Here is a 14,905-nt window from a genome sequence, read left to right as displayed (position 1 = left end):
CACCGCTATCGCGAGCAAGCTCGCTCCCACAGGGGAAAGGCGCTGGCCATGGATTCAGATCAAGGGGCCTTGTTCTCTACCAGGCAGTTGCCGCCATCCACCACGATGACTTCCCCCGTGAGGTAGCTCGCCTCTGAAGACGCAAGGAAAGCCACCAGTGCAGCGACCTCTTCGGGACGTCCGGCGCGGCCCATTGGCGTGTAACCGGCCGCTTTGGCTTCCTCTGTAGTGGTCGATCCTGTGGTGATCCAGCCGGGAGCGACGCTATTGACCGTGATCCCTTGCTGGGCAACTTCCAGCGCCAGGCCCATGCTCATTCCAACCATTGCGGCCTTCGCGGCGCTGTAAGCCGCCTCACCGGGGTTACTGCACCGAGTGCCGGTCGTGGAGCTGATGTTGACGATGCGCCCGTATCGGCGCGCCCGCATGCCGGGCAGAACAGCCCGTGTCAGCAGAAAAGCCGTGGTCAGATTTCGCGCCAGCGTAAGGTTCCAGGTGTGCAGATCCATGGCAGCCAAGTCGGAAAACAACTCCGGGCTGCCTTGCATGGCCATGCCCGCGTTGTTGACCAGAATATCGATCTGCCCCCAGACGGACTCTGCCCACACCACAAACTCACGCACCTGGTTTTCATCGGTAAGATCGAGGGCCCGGCCTTCGACTTCGAACCCTTCGTTGCGCAGTTCAGCGACTCGATCATCGATTCGTGCACTGCTGGCGGTGACGATCAGCCTGGCACCTGCAGTACCCAGTCTGCGCGCGATGGCCATGCCGATTCCGATCTCACTTCCAACCCCACTGATGAGGGCCACAGGGTTCTGTCCAGTTGCGTTTGGCATGGCGCCTCCAGAGGGGATAAGTGATTGCCAAGTGGCGGAGCGCTATATAAACATCTTGGTCAACGCCCGAACACTGCCGTCATCCCCAACAACCGCTTTTGCCGCCAAGCCGGTGCGCTGGTAGGGAAAAGCACCTCGTCTGGCCGGAAGCGGGCGAGACCGCAGGCCGCGGCGATGCGCTGGCGTTGCTGGCCGCGGACAAGGGCTTGCTGAAAGCTGTGTTCGCTATGGGCCAATCCCAGCATGTAACGAGTCCCCGCCTGAAAGTGTCCGCCGTTGGCTTGCCACCATCTTTCGATTGCCTGCGGGTCGGGCCAGGGCAGGTTTTCATCGGGGTCCATGGCGACATTGGGATCTTCAGGGTTGTCGTTCGGGCCCGCATCGAAATCCGGCAGGGCCTGCAATTCCAGATCGAGCAACGCCAGGTCAGCGCCGGTGATCAGGCTGAAGGCTTCACCGGCGACCCGGGCATAGGGCAGGTCGCTCATCTGCTGGATCAACCAGGGCACGCTGACCGGATCGCCCAGCAGGCCAAGGGCCTGGATGCCGATGCGCCGATCCCGGGGATCCTGTACCCACTGGCGTATCCAGGCGATGCTGGGTTCGCGCTCTTGCCAAGCCAGCAGTACGCAGAGCGCGCGGTACTGGAACTCGCCCGGTTGCTCGGCGAATGAGCGCAGAGGCTCCAAGGCCTGCTGATCGCCCATTTGGGCGGTGGCCCAATTGGCCCAGAAACGCGCGGGGGCGTCTTCATGCTGGCGGTGGGCACGTATCGCCGGGAGCAGGTCACGCCGGCGCAGTTCGCCAGCCGTGCGGGCGGCACGTGCCAGCACGCTTGAGTCGGCATCGGAAAGTCCGGCCAGCAGGGCGGGGCCGGGGTCGCGGCGATGCATGCCGCAAGCGGCCAGGCCGAGGCGACGGAATAGCGGTTCGGGGGAGGCGAGCATGCGGTCGATCCAGGGCGATACCCGTTCCCAGTCGAGCCACCCCAGGGCCATCAGGTAACCACGCTCCGTTTCCAAGGCACAGCGCAAATGCTCGCTGAGCCGCGACAGCACTTTGGCGTTGGCCGCCTCGAAAGCCAGCACTACGCTGGCGAACATCTCGCCGATGGCGTGTGGGCCAAGTTGGGCCAGCAGGGTTTCCAGGCCGCCAGGGGCTGCGATTCGCAAGCCGTCGAGGTGGGCCTCGAGGCGGTTATCGAGTTTTTCGAGGTGGTCGATATCGTAGTGCGGGGCGCGCAGGGCATAGTCGCGCAGGACGGGAAGGAAGCTGGCTTCTTCGGCGTGTTGGTCCAGAACAACGGAAGTGACTAGCATGTTGAATGTTACGCCTCCAGCGGTTACAGGAAACTTCGAATGACCTGGCGTGCCCTTGGCACGCATCACTTCATTATCGTTTGCCATAGATCATTGCGGATTAACCCAATCGTTCTGTCCGCAAAGGACCACACCCCTTCGGTGCTGCTTCGAAGCACTGTGAATTGGAGGTCTGCTTCTTCTATATCCAAGGCAATCAAAGTTTGTCCGGCGACTTTGTCCACACCAGCCAAATGTGCTGCATATATTTCATCGTTATAGGCCGCAATCCCCCAGTAGCTTCTTCCCGTATCAATCGGCTGAACAATGGACCATTGATCTGCAACGCCGATCAGTACAGTTCCATTCTTGCCAGCAATGGCATAGTGACCGTTGTCCTGCTGACAGATACTGGTAAGACTTGCGTTGGTTGGTAGATCAAGGACCGTCCAGTTTGTACCGTCGAAATGCGCAGCGTAACCATCGGAAGTTACAGCGACAATGTCGCTGCGACTGCTTCCGGCGATATCTTCAATTGTCACATCCTGATAGCCAACGCTTAACTTCGGCAGCGTTTCGAACTTGTCGCCGAACAAGCGATAGACCTGGCCGACCGATCCTGCGCAGATCACATCATCACCTAGGATACGAATTCTGCGCAGTGGCCCGATATTACCGACGGCAGCGTTTGCGTAGGCCTTTCGCGAGGCTTTGAGCTCCTCTTTTGTTGTTGGCGATTTCCAGTCGAAACGCACGACTGAGCCATTCTCTCCCAAGACGTAAGCAGCGCCGTCAGTAGCGGCATCAACCGAGAGAATAGCTTCTGCAGACAATCCGAACTCAAGCCAGACATCCTGCTTTCTAACGCCGACCCTATTCTTGGGGTTGTCATAATCGTCGCCAATGGTACAGGTAGCGATGATGATACCCGCGACCGGACTAACGCCCTCCTGAATAAAGGCCCCTTCAATAAACTCCGCATCTGATATTCCGTTCATCTTCATTAGATCCCGTGCTTGTTAATCGTCCAATACTATGGCGGGTGGCGGCTGTTTCGCTCTGGGCAGCGGATCGTTGGGTTTCACCGTCAATTCCATCTTCTGGTGACCATCCTCCAGCTGCTTTTTCAGGCACTCCTTGTTACATCCTTTGGCTCCGGGTGGAACATTGACTTTGCCAACCGCCGACTTCGCGCCTATCTCGCAACCGACGGCCAAGGTATAGGCCTTGCCTCGGTTGGCAGGATTAGCGAGCCAAGCATTTCTTTCGACGGTGTAATTGCACCCTACCTGTCCATGCTCGGTACGTAATGCATGGCTATGGCCTTCCACACAGAGACAGGGAGCCTTGTCCGATTCATAGTTCGTCGCTGCGTCGGCGGAGCCTCGGTTGACATGTGCGACGAATTCCTTGGATGGAAGCAGGTGGTGGCCTGTCATCGGTTTGCCATCCGCGCCGTTGCAACAACGGTTCGGGGTCTTCGGCATAAGCAGGCATTTACGGCTACTACAACACTTGTCGCTTTTGTCTTTGGCATCAGAGCATTGGGTCTTAATATCGTTTGCCATTGGTTGGCAAGGGTGACCAGCGGTGTCCATCGCAATTGCATCTTGATAAGGCCAAGGGCCGGTGTTGCTTGTCGATCCGTGGTTGTGGGTAGTCAGGTCCATATTTCGCACGACGTTTTCAGCTTCAAACTTCACATTCATCGACCAGGCTGTGAAATAGACCTTCCCTTTGATCTTGCCGGTGATGATCCCCTTTTTTGGCGCATTTCCAGCTTCATCCCCATAACTGGTCTTGAAATAACTCTTATCCTTGAGCATGGCCTCCTTGCCACTGATCTTCACCGTTCGCGTGCCCCTGGTGGTGTCCTTGGCCAAGCCGGTATTGGGGTAGGGAATCGGCACCCCCAGCGGGGTGGGCGGGGCTTGGGGCGGGGTAAAGCAGACGTCCGGAAAACAGGCGATCGACTTGCCGTCGGCCGCCTTGCAGGAAACCTCCATATTGTTGGCGTAGACCTCATTCGCCATCATGCAGCCCTCACAGTCTGATAACTGAGCAGTGCGACGGCGCGTTCGCCGGCATCGTTGCCGAGGTGGCAGAAGATATTCGGACCTTCGCCGTAGCCCTTGCGACTGGCGGCCAGCGCCACGGCGAGCATGGCCGGGCCGATGGCGGCACCGACTTCGCCGATGCAGTCGGCCGGGTGCCAGAGATGGAAGAACTCCTTGCGCACGCGCAGGGTCCGGCTGAGGGCCAGGGAGGCTTCCTTGAAGTAGTACTGCTCGCCGGAGATGTCGGTGAGCCGATAATCCATTTGCTCCAACCCACAGCCGGCTTCGCTCAGGGCCGCCCGTACAGCTTGAGTCAGGCCTTCGGCGCGCAGGGGGATGTCTTCGGCCTCCACGGTAGCCTTCTCCATGCCGAACCCCAGACCGATGCAGGCCAATTGCGGCTCTTCACTGGCAACGGGAGCGGCCAGGACCACGACGGCGGCGCCTTCGCCGGGGATAAATCCATTGGAGTTCTGGCTGGTGAGCAGGCGTTCGCGCTCTTCGAAAGCGGCCAGCGTCGGTCCGTTCAAGAAGGAGTCGACGCCGGCAATCAATACGTGGCGATGGCCGTCCTGGTAGATCAGCGTACGCGCATTAAGCAGGGCCACCGCAGCGCTGACCCGCCCACGGGCGATGACGTTGGAGCTGGGATGAAAGCGCAGGCCCAATTCGGCTTCGATGGCGTGCAGCAGCCCCTTATCGAGACCATCGAGGCGACAGGGGCGCTCGACTTCCGCCACCCCCAGCAGCAACGGAGTCTTTTCCGGATCGACGTTGGGGGTGCTTTGCAGCGCCTCGGCGACGGCGCGGACGGCCATCTTGATCAGCTTGGTGCGGCCGCGCCAGGGCTGTTCCAGATGTACGCTGGCGGCCATCAGCCATTCTCCACCTTGGTCGATGAAGCGGGTTTCCTGGAAATTGTCGATGGCGCAGCGGATCGCGGCGCAGCTCGCGGGTGCGCTGAGGCCGACAGCGCTGACCATGCCGGAGCCGATGATGTAAAGTGCGGTCATCCGCCGGTCTCCTCGGGCGCCTGCTTGGCTCTTACCAGAGAGGAGAGGGTCGGGTAATAATCCTTGCCCAGTTCACGGGCGCGCCACCAGCCCGTGGACATCGTGCCGACCAGCACCTGGGCGATCTCGAACATATTGCGTCGCAGCGGACGGGAGACACGCCAGGTCAGTTGCACCTGGAGCGCATCCGTATCAATCAGCAGGGTGTCGATTACCGCCTGCACGGTTTCATGGCCGCCTTTTTTCAGAAAGAAGGTCACCGGCACGTCCATTTCGGGGATGCGAAAGCTCGCGCGCTCCCGGGACGTAAGGTTGAGCAGCAGTACGTCCTCGCCGCCACGCAGGTAAGGAATCTGCTGATCGTCAGGGGCCGCCTGGAAGTAGCGATGGTCGAAATCTTGTGGCAGAAACGGAAAGCTGTCGGCCAACCAGGCTTCGTCGTACGTACCGGCAAAACGGGCGCGCTGTGGCCAGCTACGACCTATGGGACCGAGCGCCATGGGGCGGAAGTCGCCGGAGGGGCTGTCGATCGGCTTTCCCAGTTCCTCGGTATTGGGCATTGGCTTGCCCGCGATTTCAGCACTGTCGGTGCTGCCTGGAAACCAACCGCAACCACTCGGATTGTCCGGATACCCATGCAGCATGTCCGGCTTGTTGGCCATGGGATGGGCCCCTCCGTAGGCCTGGGCATAAGAGATGTCCTGCTCGGTAAAAGGCTGCGGCAAACCGGGAGAAAGACCCAATAGCCCCGGTTGCCATCGCCGGGGCCCTAGGACGGAAAAGGCTTTGCTCATCTGACCGACACGAATGCCTGCGGTCAACTGCGTCACCGGCCGGCCACCTGGCGCATAAGCCTTGCCACGCACCAGCACATCGCAGAATGGCTTGACCGGGGCGAAGTCCATTTCCAGCAGCGGGGCACTGAGGCCCGGTTCGCCGACGAAAGTATCGGCCATCAGCAGCGGCTGCTGGATATCGGCAAGGGTCGCGGCGCGCCCGTCCAGTGGCAGATCGAAAGTGCCCTTGACAACGATCACCAAAGATTCGCGACCGTCGCTCGCCATCCCCATGGTATAGGCAGCCTGTAGTTTGCTGGCGTTGAGCAGCTCCATGAATCGACTACCTGTCTAGTTGATCTGCACCGAACCGCCCTTGATACGGTTCACGCCGGATGACCGGTTCGAAAGATAGGTCCCACGGATCAGCACCTTGCCCTCACGCGTGAGGGTAATGCTCGCCTTGCCGCAACGCAGGACGATTTCCCGCTCTGCCGTGAACTCCAGGCGCTCGCCGTCCAGGTGGGCGACGGCGGGCGTTGCGGTTTGCGGCAGGCGCTGGATGCGACCGATCACCAGCGGCCGGGTCAGGTCGCCGGCTTCGAACATCAGCGCGACCTGGGCGCCGATGTCTTCACGGGAGAGCGGGGTGGTGGTGCGCGCGGCCAGGCCCGTTTCGCCGGGGCAGCCAGGGAAGGCCACCACCGGGGCGTCCGCCCCGGGCACATCCAGCAGCACGCCAATCACGACGCCATCCACGCGCGCGGGCGTGGCGGTAGAGGAAACGGGGAAATGATATTCAACGGTCATGGCGCCCACTCCGTGGCTAGTTCTGCAGGATTTTCTGGCCTTTGACGACCACGTTCTTGTTCGCCTTGATGTTGATAGCGCCGGAGCCGTCGAGGGTGATGTTCTTGCCGCTGATCACGATGGTGCCGTCCTTCTTCAGGGTGATGCTGGCCGCGCCCGTGGTCAGGCTGATGGAGTCGCCAGCGTTGAGGGAGAAGTGCTTGCCCACGTCCAGGCTGTCGTTCTGCTTGATGCCCGTGCTGCGGTTCTGGGCGACGTCGCGGGATTCGTTCTGGCCGATCCGGGTACTCTGGTTGCCGTTGATCTCGATGCCTTCATTGCCCTGGACCGTTTCGTTACGGTTGCCCTTGATGCCGATCGTTTCGTTGCCGCCCACGTCTTCGGTACGGTTGCTGACGATGGTGATTGTCTCGTTGGCACCGACCTTCTCGGTGCGATTGGCGCCAATGGTGATGTTCTCGTTGCTACCCACATCCTCGGTGCGGTTCACGCCAATGGAGATGGTTTCGTTATTGCCGACCTTTTCCTTGCGATCCACACCAATGGTGATGGTTTCGTTGTTATCGACGGTTTCGGTGCGGTCGTGCTTGACGTGCACGGTCTCGTCGTTGTCGATGGTCTTGCGGCGGTCGTGGCCGACCCAGTGGGTCTCGTCGTTCTCGACCTCGATGTCCTGGTTCTTCTCGGCGTGGATAAACAGCTGCTCGGCGCCTTTCTTGTCCTCCATGCGGATTTCATTGAAGTTGGCCGGCGAGCCGCCCTTGCTTGAACGGCTTTTCACCCCGCTCTGGGTGGCATTGGCAGGCAACCCATAGGGCACGGTCTGTTCGGCGTTGTAGACGCGGCCGGTGATGATCGGCCGATCCGGGTCGCCCTCGAGGAAACTGACGATCACTTCCTGACCGATCCGCGGGAGCTGCACGGAGCCCCAGTTCTTGCCGGCCCAGGCCTGGGAGACGCGAATCCAGCAGGAGCTGTTTTCATTGGACTGGTCGTGACGGTCCCAATGGAAATGCACCTTGACCCGGCCATACTGGTCGGTCCAGATCTCTTCGCCACTGGGCCCCACCACCACGGCGGTCTGCGGCCCACGGACGATGGGCACGGGCGTGAGGGGCAGAGTGCGGAAGGCCTGGTGGGCATCCATGCAGTCCAGCTCGCTGACGAACTGTTCGTCGACGTCCGCCTGCCCGCTTTCGTAGGCCTCCTGACGAATCTGATAACGGGCGGCCACCACCAGGTACTCGCGGTTCTGGTCCGCGCGGTCGTACCCCGTCAGCGTGAACACATGACCGCAACCGATCCCGCGGGCGCGCCCACGCAATTGCACACGCTCGAACTGGCTGTGAATGGCTTCGATGCGGGCCCGTGCGTAATGATCGCCATCGTTGCTCTGGACGTATTCACCGGGGTAGTCGTAGAGCGGGTAGTCGGCGTTGGTGTGGTTGCGCGGCACGCTGGAACGTACCTCAAGGCTGGCGCGCGGGCGCAGGAAGTCATAGTCGTTCAGCGCCAACGAGCCGGGTTGGACTTCCCGGGCCAGTTGCCAATCGTAGAAATGATCGCGCTCACGCATTTGCCGATCGGGCGGGTAGAAGGGCACCGAGGCATAGTCCGCCGCCGTGGAGTGGGCACCATAGGCATCGGCCAGTACCAGCACATGACGGTTTTTTTCGTGGCGAAAGTAGTAATAGATGCCTTCCTGCTCCATCAACCGACTGACGAAATCGAAGCTGGTCTCGCGGTACTGCACGCAATAATCCCACTCGCGGTAGCTGCCGCTCAGGCTGTCTTCGAAATCGGAGAAACCAAGGTCACGGAACACCTGCTTGATGATGTCCGGCACCGTCTTGTTCTGGAAGATCCGGCAGTCGGAGGTGCGTGTGAGCAGCCAGAGCCAGGGTCGCAGGCTGACGCGGTAGCCGGCGAACTGGCCGTGGCCGGTCAATTGCCGGCAGCTACAGACGATGCCGTGGAAATAGCGTTTGCCGCCGTCGTACAACTCCAGGGTCAGGCCCATCGGCTTGCCCAGCAACTGGTCGAACGTGATCGCCCGGTCTTCGGACGTCAGGTCCAGTTCGTAGTGGAACAACCGCCCCAGCTCTTCGCTGCCGTCCATGCCCTGCAGCAACAGGACATCACCGCCCAGAGGACTGTCGACCTGCACCAAGCGGTTGCTTTGCGTGATTGCCATGAACGGCTTCCTTTGGCTCGTGTGCGGGTGTCAGTCGGCCGTTGCAAGGAAGGTGGCACCGTACGCAGGGTCGTCGCCGTCGGAAATGTCAGGGGAAGTTGAATCGAACAATGGCTGTACATCCACCACAGAGGTGATCTCCTTATCGGTCTTGCGGTCTTCGATCTGTGAACGTACCCGCACCGCCCCAAACGGGCGGATATGAGGTCAAGATAGGTGACCCAAAGGGCGTTGCTTAGTTTCGTTAGCTATAGGTTCCATTCTCCAATCGAATAAGCCACCCGTGCCATTCTGACAAGAATGTCAGGAAGCGGTCAGCCTCCAGACACCTTCGCTGCCTAGAATCACTGGGTTGCCTTGCTTTCGTAGAGGAGTCACCTGATGCGCTTGCTCATTGTCGAGGATGAAGAAAAGACCTCATCCTACGTCCATCGAGGTTTGACCGAACTCGGCTACATTGTCGACGTTGCCACCAATGGCATCGATGGCCTGCATTACGCACTGGAATGGGATTACGACGTGGTGATCCTGGATGTGATGCTACCGGGCAAGGACGGCTACGACGTGCTGCAAGGCCTGCGCGCGCACAAGAAAACCCCGGTCATCATGTTGTCGGCCAGGGGCACGGTGGATGACCGTATCCGAGGGCTGCGCGAGGGCGCCGATGATTATCTGGGCAAACCTTTTTCGTTTGCCGAGCTCGTCGCCCGTGTCCAGGCCTTGATTCGTCGTCGCGCCGGTGACACGGCCGACCTGACGCACTTGCGCATCGACGACCTGGAGGTCGATCTGCAAGCGCGCAAGGTGACCCGGGGAGGGCTGCGGCTGGACCTGACGGCCAAGGAGTTCTGCCTGTTGAGCCTGTTGGCGCGGCATCAGGGCGAGATTCTTTCCAAGTTGATGATTGCCGAACAGGTCTGGGACATGAATTTCGACAGTGACGCCAACGTGGTCGAGGTGGCGATCAAGCGCGTGCGCGCCAAGGTGGATGCCCCGTATCCGCGCAAACTGCTGCATACCGTGCGCGGCATGGGCTATGTACTGGAAAGCCGGGAGGCCGACGGCAGGCAGAGTGGTACGCCTTGATGAAAAGATCGATCGCCAAGCGGCTCGCCCTGATGTTCGCCGTCGCTGTCCTGCTGATCATGTCCATCAGCGCGACGCTGTTGCGCTGCTCCTTGAAGCAATCGCTCGATGAGCAGATGCAGAACGAGCTGATCCTGCGCCACTCCGTGCTCGACCCGGTGCTGGCGAAATACGATTCGCCGACATTCTGGGTCGGCTTGCGCCAGAAGCTCGACGGCCTGACGCCCGCGGATGAGCGGGTCCGCTATTGGATTCTGGTTGACAACCCGGCCTTCAGTTACGGCGGTGCGATACCGGATGGCCAGGACTGGTCGACCCGCGCCGATGGGCTGTTTAGCGTCGATCTCCCTGAGCGCGAACGTCCCATGATGGCGTTGCTCAAGACCATTCCCGCCATGGGCAACCGTCCGGAACTGCGCTTTGTCGTGGGGCTGGACTCGACACCGTTCAGGACGACCCTGGACCACTTCACCAAGATATTGATCCTGACCTCGGCGCTGGGCATCGGGCTGGTGGCGCTGCTCGGTTATTGGATCGCGCGTTTCGGCCTGGGACCGGTGAGGCGTTTGAGCCACCAAGCCAATAGCCTGCCCCCGGGGGATTCGAAGCAGCGCCTGGACACCGAGGCGCTGCCAGGCGAATTGCAGGAACTGGCGGTGTCGTTCAACGGCGCCCTGGCGCGTCAGGAAGCGGCCTGGTGCCAGCTCGAAGGGTTCAACGCCAATGTGGCCCATGAGTTGCGAACGCCGCTGACCAACCTCATCGGCCAGACCCAGGTGGCGTTGGCCCATGGACGGGAGGTGAGCGAACTTCAGGATCTGCTGCAGTCGAACCTCGAAGAGCTGGAACGGATGGGCACCATCGTCAATGACATGCTGTTCCTGGCCGGCGCCGAGAGTGGGCAGCGGGCAACCGAACTCAGTGATGTCTCGCTTTATGAAGAGGCGTCGAAGACGGTGGAGTATCTGGAGCCGGTGCTGCATGACAAGCAATTGAACGTGGTGATCCAAGGCGACATGCGCGTGTGCATCGACCGACGCCTCTTTCACCGCTCCCTGGCCAATTTGCTACAGAACGCGGCGCGCTACGCGCAGCCGACAAGCACCATCACGGTGAGCCTGGTCAGCCACGGCATGCAGGCCGAGGTGTGCGTTTCCAATGCCGGGGAGCCCATCGACAACGCGCACCTGGAGCGTTTGTTCGAGCGTTTCTACCGCGCCGACGCCGCTCGTGCGCGAAGCGATGCGCATCATGGCCTGGGCCTTTCCATCGTGCGCGCGGTGGCGTCCATGCACGGTGGGCGCGTGTTCGCCCATAGCGAAAACGGGCTCAACACCTTCGGGTTTTCCTTGATGAGCCAGGCGGCGCCTTAGTCGCCGCCCACCCGAGGAAAGTCCGCCCGCGTTTGACATCTTCCCGTCAGCCAGCCGTCACCTTGACGTCAGTCGCCCCCTTCTAGAGTGCTACGACCATCCAACGAGGACAGTGTCGTGGAGTCCACTATGAAAACTCAAAACCTGTCGATGGCCGGCCTGCTGGTCGTCACCGCCTTGAGCGGTTCACCGCTGCTCGCCAAAGAACAAGCGCAGTTCCCGGCTTACGAATACGGCATGCCGCTGGACATCGCCAAGGTCATCCGTATCGAGGCATCGACATCGCTGGAGTGCGAAGTCGTACCCGCAACGATGACCTACGTGAATACCCAAGGCGCAACGCAGCACATCAGTTTTCTGCAATTGGCCGAGGCGTGCTCGAGCCAGTGACCCTCCGGCGATGCCGGTTCTTTCTTCAGACAGGGGCCATCACCATGTGGAATAGAACAACACCCGCCATTGGCCGCGCGAGTAACATGAGCCGGCTTGCGAGAATGGCGAAAACCCTTGCCGCTGGCATCGCGCTGCTGGGTGCGGTGAGTGTCGAAGCGTCCGATCGCGTTGCACCGAAACCGGACTGGTCGACCCTCGACATGCCATCGCAAAAAGGTCGAATTGTCCTGATCACCGGTGGCACCAGCGGCATGGGCTACGAGGACGCATTGGCCTTGGCGCGTGCCGGCGCCGAGGTGATCATCGCCGCGCGCAACCCGGAGCGCGGCGCCCAGGCCATTGCCCGTATTCGCCAGTCCGTGCCCGACGCCAAGGTGCAGTTCGAGAACGTGGACCTGGCCGATCTTTCATCGGTGCGCGGCCTGGCCCAGCGTCTCAATCAGCGACTGCCGCGCCTCGACGTGTTGATCAACAATGCTGCCGTCATGGCGCCTCCCGAGCGGGGCACGTCCGCTGACGGCTTTGAACTTCAGTTGGCCACCAACTACCTGGGGCACTTCGCGCTGACCGGCCTGTTGGTGCCGCTCTTGCGTCAAAGCCAGGATGCCCGGGTGGTAAGCCTGTCGAGCATTGCCGCTGCCCGCGGCACGATGAACCTCGATGACCTTCAGAGCGAGCAGAAGTACGACCCCTACGCGGCCTACGCACAATCGAAACTGGCCGTCCTGCACTGGGCATTCGCCTTGCAGCGACGCAGCGACGCCGAGAACTGGGGTATTCGCAGCATGGCGGCGCACCCCGGCGTTGCGGTCACCGAATTGGTCGCGCGGGGCCCCGGCCTGGACAGCGAGTTCGGTCGGCGCTGGGCAAAGAACCGCGACGCGTACCATTCAGCGGCACAAGGGGCGCTGCCCACGCTGTATGCCGCCACGGCTGAGCAAGCCGTGGGCGGGGCCTATTACGGCCCGACCGGTGACGACGAAAGACGCGGGCCGCTGGGGTTCGCCAAGACGCCGCCTGCCGCGAGCACGCAAGCGGATGCCGAACGGCTCTGGTCCGTCTCCGAGCGCCTGACCGGCGTGAGCTATCGCTGATGCCACCTTTGGGCGCGGGCTCCGTCCCGCGCTTGACCTTTGCCTTGTTGCCGTTTCCCGGAGTTCCTTATGCGTGCGCCTTCCTATTTGCACCGGCTGAGTCTCGCCCTGAACGCCCGCGACGGCGAGTTGCGGCCGGCGCTGTGCGGGTTCCTGCTGTTCCTGTGCCTCTTCACCGGTTACTTCATGCTGCGGCCCATCCGTGAGTCCATGGGCATCGCGGCGGGGGTGGAGAATTTGCAATGGCTGTTTACCGCGACCTTCCTGGTCATGCTGGCGGCCGTTCCATTGTTTGCCTGGCTCAGTGCCCGAGTGCCACGCCTGCGTCTGATCGACTGGGTGTACGGTTTCTTCGGCTTCAACCTGCTGATGTTCGTCGAGCTGTTCCAGTTCCAGCCGGACAGCCTCTGGCTGGCCCGGGTCTTTTACGTCTGGATATCGGTCTATAACCTGTTCGTCGTCTCCGTGGCCTGGAGCCTGATGGCGGATGTGTTCGACAGCGAGCAGGCCAAGCGCCTGTTTGCCTTCGTTGCCGCGGGTGCCAGCGTCGGCGGCCTGCTGGGGCCGGCCCTGAGCGCGTTGCTGATTGGCCCCCTCGGTGCCTCGGGGTTGATGTTGCTGGCGGCCTTGTTGCTGGGGGTCACGCTGGTATTGAAACGAGCCTTGATGGGGTGGCGCGAAAAGGGCGGGGCCGGCCGGCCCGGCGCCGCGCCGACGCAAAGCCCCCGGCAGCCCCTGGAGGGCAATCCGTTCAGCGGTTTGACGGCGGTGCTCAGGTCGCCTTACCTGTTGGGAATCGCCGGGTTCGTCGTGTTGTTGGCGACGGTCAGCACCTTTCTCTATTTCGAGCAGGCACGCTTGGTGGCCGAGCACTATCCGGATCGCGCGGCGCAAGTGCGCATCTTCGGCACCATCGACATCATCGTGCAGGCCGGCGCGTTGCTGTCTCAGTTGTTCATCACCGGCCGGATCGCGCCACGACTGGGGGTTCGGACTTTGCTGGCCATCGTGCCGCTGATCATGTGCATCGGCTTTCTGGGCCTGGCGTTGGCGCCGGGGTTCGCGCTGCTGGCGGCGCTGATGATCGTACGGCGGATCGGCGAGTACGCGTTCGTCCGACCGGGCAGGGAAATGCTGTTCGCACCGTTGGATGCCGAGAGCAAATACAAGGCCAAGAGCTTCATCGACACCGTGGTGTATCGCGCCGGTGACGCCATGAGCGGCTGGGCCAAGAGCCTGCTCGACCTGTTGGGGCAAGGCGCCGGCCTGGCCGCGTTGATTGGCGCCGGTTGCGCGTTGCTGTGGGCCTACCTGGGTTGGCAACTGGGACGGCAGGCCGATTATGCCGCTTCCCGTGAACTGCGTTTGGCGGCCATCGCGGCCAGGGCATGAAGCGCATACCGACCAAGATCAAAACCACTTTAGTGTCTGTCGCATCGTTACAGCGAGTGAAAGGTGATCAGGATGAGTCTGAAAAAAAACGCACTGGCGGTCGGCGCCGTTATGGCTTTCTCGGCGTTCTCGACCGGGCTTGTGGGGCAAGAAAACACCTTGATCGGAACATGGCGCATGGTCAGTGCGACCGTGGATAGACAAGGCAACAGATCGGATGCCTACGGTCCCGATCCCCATGGCTGGCTCGTCTTCACGCCGGAGCTGACGTTTGTCGAAGTACTGACCGATCCGCGCGTGAAAACCTTTCGATCCAATGTTCGTGGCGAAGGCTCCGATGAGGAAAACCGGGCAGCGATGGCGGGGAGCATCGGTTTCTTCGGGCGATACACCGTCGACCAGAACGGCGAGTTCACGGGCAACACTGTCAAGGGATCCACGTTCCCGAACTGGGTGGGCGCTGTGCGCACCCGGGACGACCTGCAGTTGAAGGTCGACGGCGACCGGATGGTGGAGGACTTTCGCCGCCCCGACGGGGCGAAGGTTCACATCGTCTGGGAACGTGTAAGGTGATTTCGAC

The 14,905-nt window shown here is 61.3% G+C and carries 14 protein-coding genes; 6 read left to right on the top strand and 8 right to left on the bottom strand.

Annotated elements, in window-relative coordinates:
- Positions 1-59 precede the first annotated feature (59 nt).
- The 8 genes from ACMTA2_RS18580 to ACMTA2_RS18545 all read right to left on the bottom strand — a co-directional run bounded on the left by ACMTA2_RS18580 (position 60) and on the right by ACMTA2_RS18545 (position 8,987).
- Positions 60-839 carry an SDR family NAD(P)-dependent oxidoreductase gene (locus ACMTA2_RS18580; RefSeq protein ID WP_413791178.1) on the bottom strand — a complete coding sequence of 260 codons (780 nt, stop codon included), beginning with the start codon at positions 837-839 and terminating at the stop codon, positions 60-62.
- A 59-nt stretch (positions 840-898) separates the two neighbouring features.
- Positions 899-2,158: a TIGR02270 family protein gene (locus tag ACMTA2_RS18575; protein ID WP_413791177.1), complete on the bottom strand. Its 1,260-nt coding sequence runs from the start codon at positions 2,156-2,158 to the stop codon at positions 899-901.
- A 65-nt stretch (positions 2,159-2,223) separates the two neighbouring features.
- On the bottom strand, positions 2,224-3,135 hold the full coding sequence (locus ACMTA2_RS18570) for a hypothetical protein (RefSeq protein WP_413791176.1): 912 nt from the start codon (positions 3,133-3,135) through the stop codon (positions 2,224-2,226).
- A gap of 21 nt (positions 3,136-3,156) precedes the next feature.
- Entirely contained in the window at positions 3,157-4,170 is a 1,014-nt protein-coding gene (locus tag ACMTA2_RS18565) for a PAAR-like domain-containing protein (protein WP_413795686.1), read from the bottom strand.
- Positions 4,170-5,207, bottom strand: a complete 1,038-nt coding sequence (locus ACMTA2_RS18560) for a hypothetical protein (protein ID WP_413791175.1) — start codon at positions 5,205-5,207, stop codon at positions 4,170-4,172. Before ACMTA2_RS18560 ends, ACMTA2_RS18565 begins: the two co-directional genes overlap by 1 nt.
- A complete protein-coding gene (locus ACMTA2_RS18555) occupies positions 5,204-6,319 on the bottom strand; it encodes a DUF2169 family type VI secretion system accessory protein (RefSeq protein WP_413791174.1) in 1,116 nt (371 codons plus the stop codon). Before ACMTA2_RS18555 ends, ACMTA2_RS18560 begins: the two co-directional genes overlap by 4 nt.
- Positions 6,320-6,334: 15 nt before the next feature.
- Positions 6,335-6,793 (bottom strand): DUF6484 domain-containing protein, encoded by a 459-nt coding sequence (locus ACMTA2_RS18550; protein ID WP_413791173.1) that lies wholly within the window; start codon positions 6,791-6,793, stop codon positions 6,335-6,337.
- A gap of 16 nt (positions 6,794-6,809) precedes the next feature.
- The gene (locus ACMTA2_RS18545) at positions 6,810-8,987 is read right to left on the bottom strand and encodes a type VI secretion system Vgr family protein (protein WP_413791172.1); all 2,178 of its coding nucleotides are present in this window, start codon (positions 8,985-8,987) and stop codon (positions 6,810-6,812) included.
- Between the two features lie 381 nt (positions 8,988-9,368).
- Here ACMTA2_RS18545 and ACMTA2_RS18540 point away from each other — a divergent pair, with 381 nt between their 5' ends.
- The 6 genes from ACMTA2_RS18540 (at position 9,369) to ACMTA2_RS18515 (ending at position 14,898) form a co-directional block, all read left to right on the top strand.
- On the top strand, positions 9,369-10,073 hold the full coding sequence (locus tag ACMTA2_RS18540; RefSeq protein WP_413791171.1) for a heavy metal response regulator transcription factor: 705 nt from the start codon (positions 9,369-9,371) through the stop codon (positions 10,071-10,073).
- On the top strand, positions 10,073-11,446 hold the full coding sequence (locus ACMTA2_RS18535) for a heavy metal sensor histidine kinase (protein WP_413791170.1): 1,374 nt from the start codon (positions 10,073-10,075) through the stop codon (positions 11,444-11,446). The genes ACMTA2_RS18540 and ACMTA2_RS18535 overlap by 1 nt, the downstream gene beginning before the upstream one ends.
- A 129-nt stretch (positions 11,447-11,575) precedes the next feature.
- A complete protein-coding gene (locus tag ACMTA2_RS18530; RefSeq protein ID WP_413791169.1) occupies positions 11,576-11,836 on the top strand; it encodes a DUF2790 domain-containing protein in 261 nt (86 codons plus the stop codon).
- A 104-nt stretch (positions 11,837-11,940) separates the two neighbouring features.
- A complete protein-coding gene (locus tag ACMTA2_RS18525) occupies positions 11,941-12,933 on the top strand; it encodes an SDR family oxidoreductase (protein WP_413791168.1) in 993 nt (330 codons plus the stop codon).
- 69 nt (positions 12,934-13,002) lie between these two features.
- Positions 13,003-14,325: an NTP/NDP exchange transporter gene (locus ACMTA2_RS18520; protein ID WP_413791167.1), complete on the top strand. Its 1,323-nt coding sequence runs from the start codon at positions 13,003-13,005 to the stop codon at positions 14,323-14,325.
- A gap of 72 nt (positions 14,326-14,397) precedes the next feature.
- Entirely contained in the window at positions 14,398-14,898 is a 501-nt protein-coding gene (locus ACMTA2_RS18515) for a lipocalin-like domain-containing protein (protein WP_413791166.1), read from the top strand.
- Positions 14,899-14,905 lie beyond the last annotated feature (7 nt).

It is taken from the genome of Pseudomonas medicaginis (assembly GCF_965119365.1).
Classification (GTDB): Bacteria; Pseudomonadota; Gammaproteobacteria; order Pseudomonadales; family Pseudomonadaceae; genus Aquipseudomonas.
The sequence above is the reverse complement of the archived record's forward strand: the minus strand, read 5'-3'. Positions and strand labels throughout refer to the sequence as shown.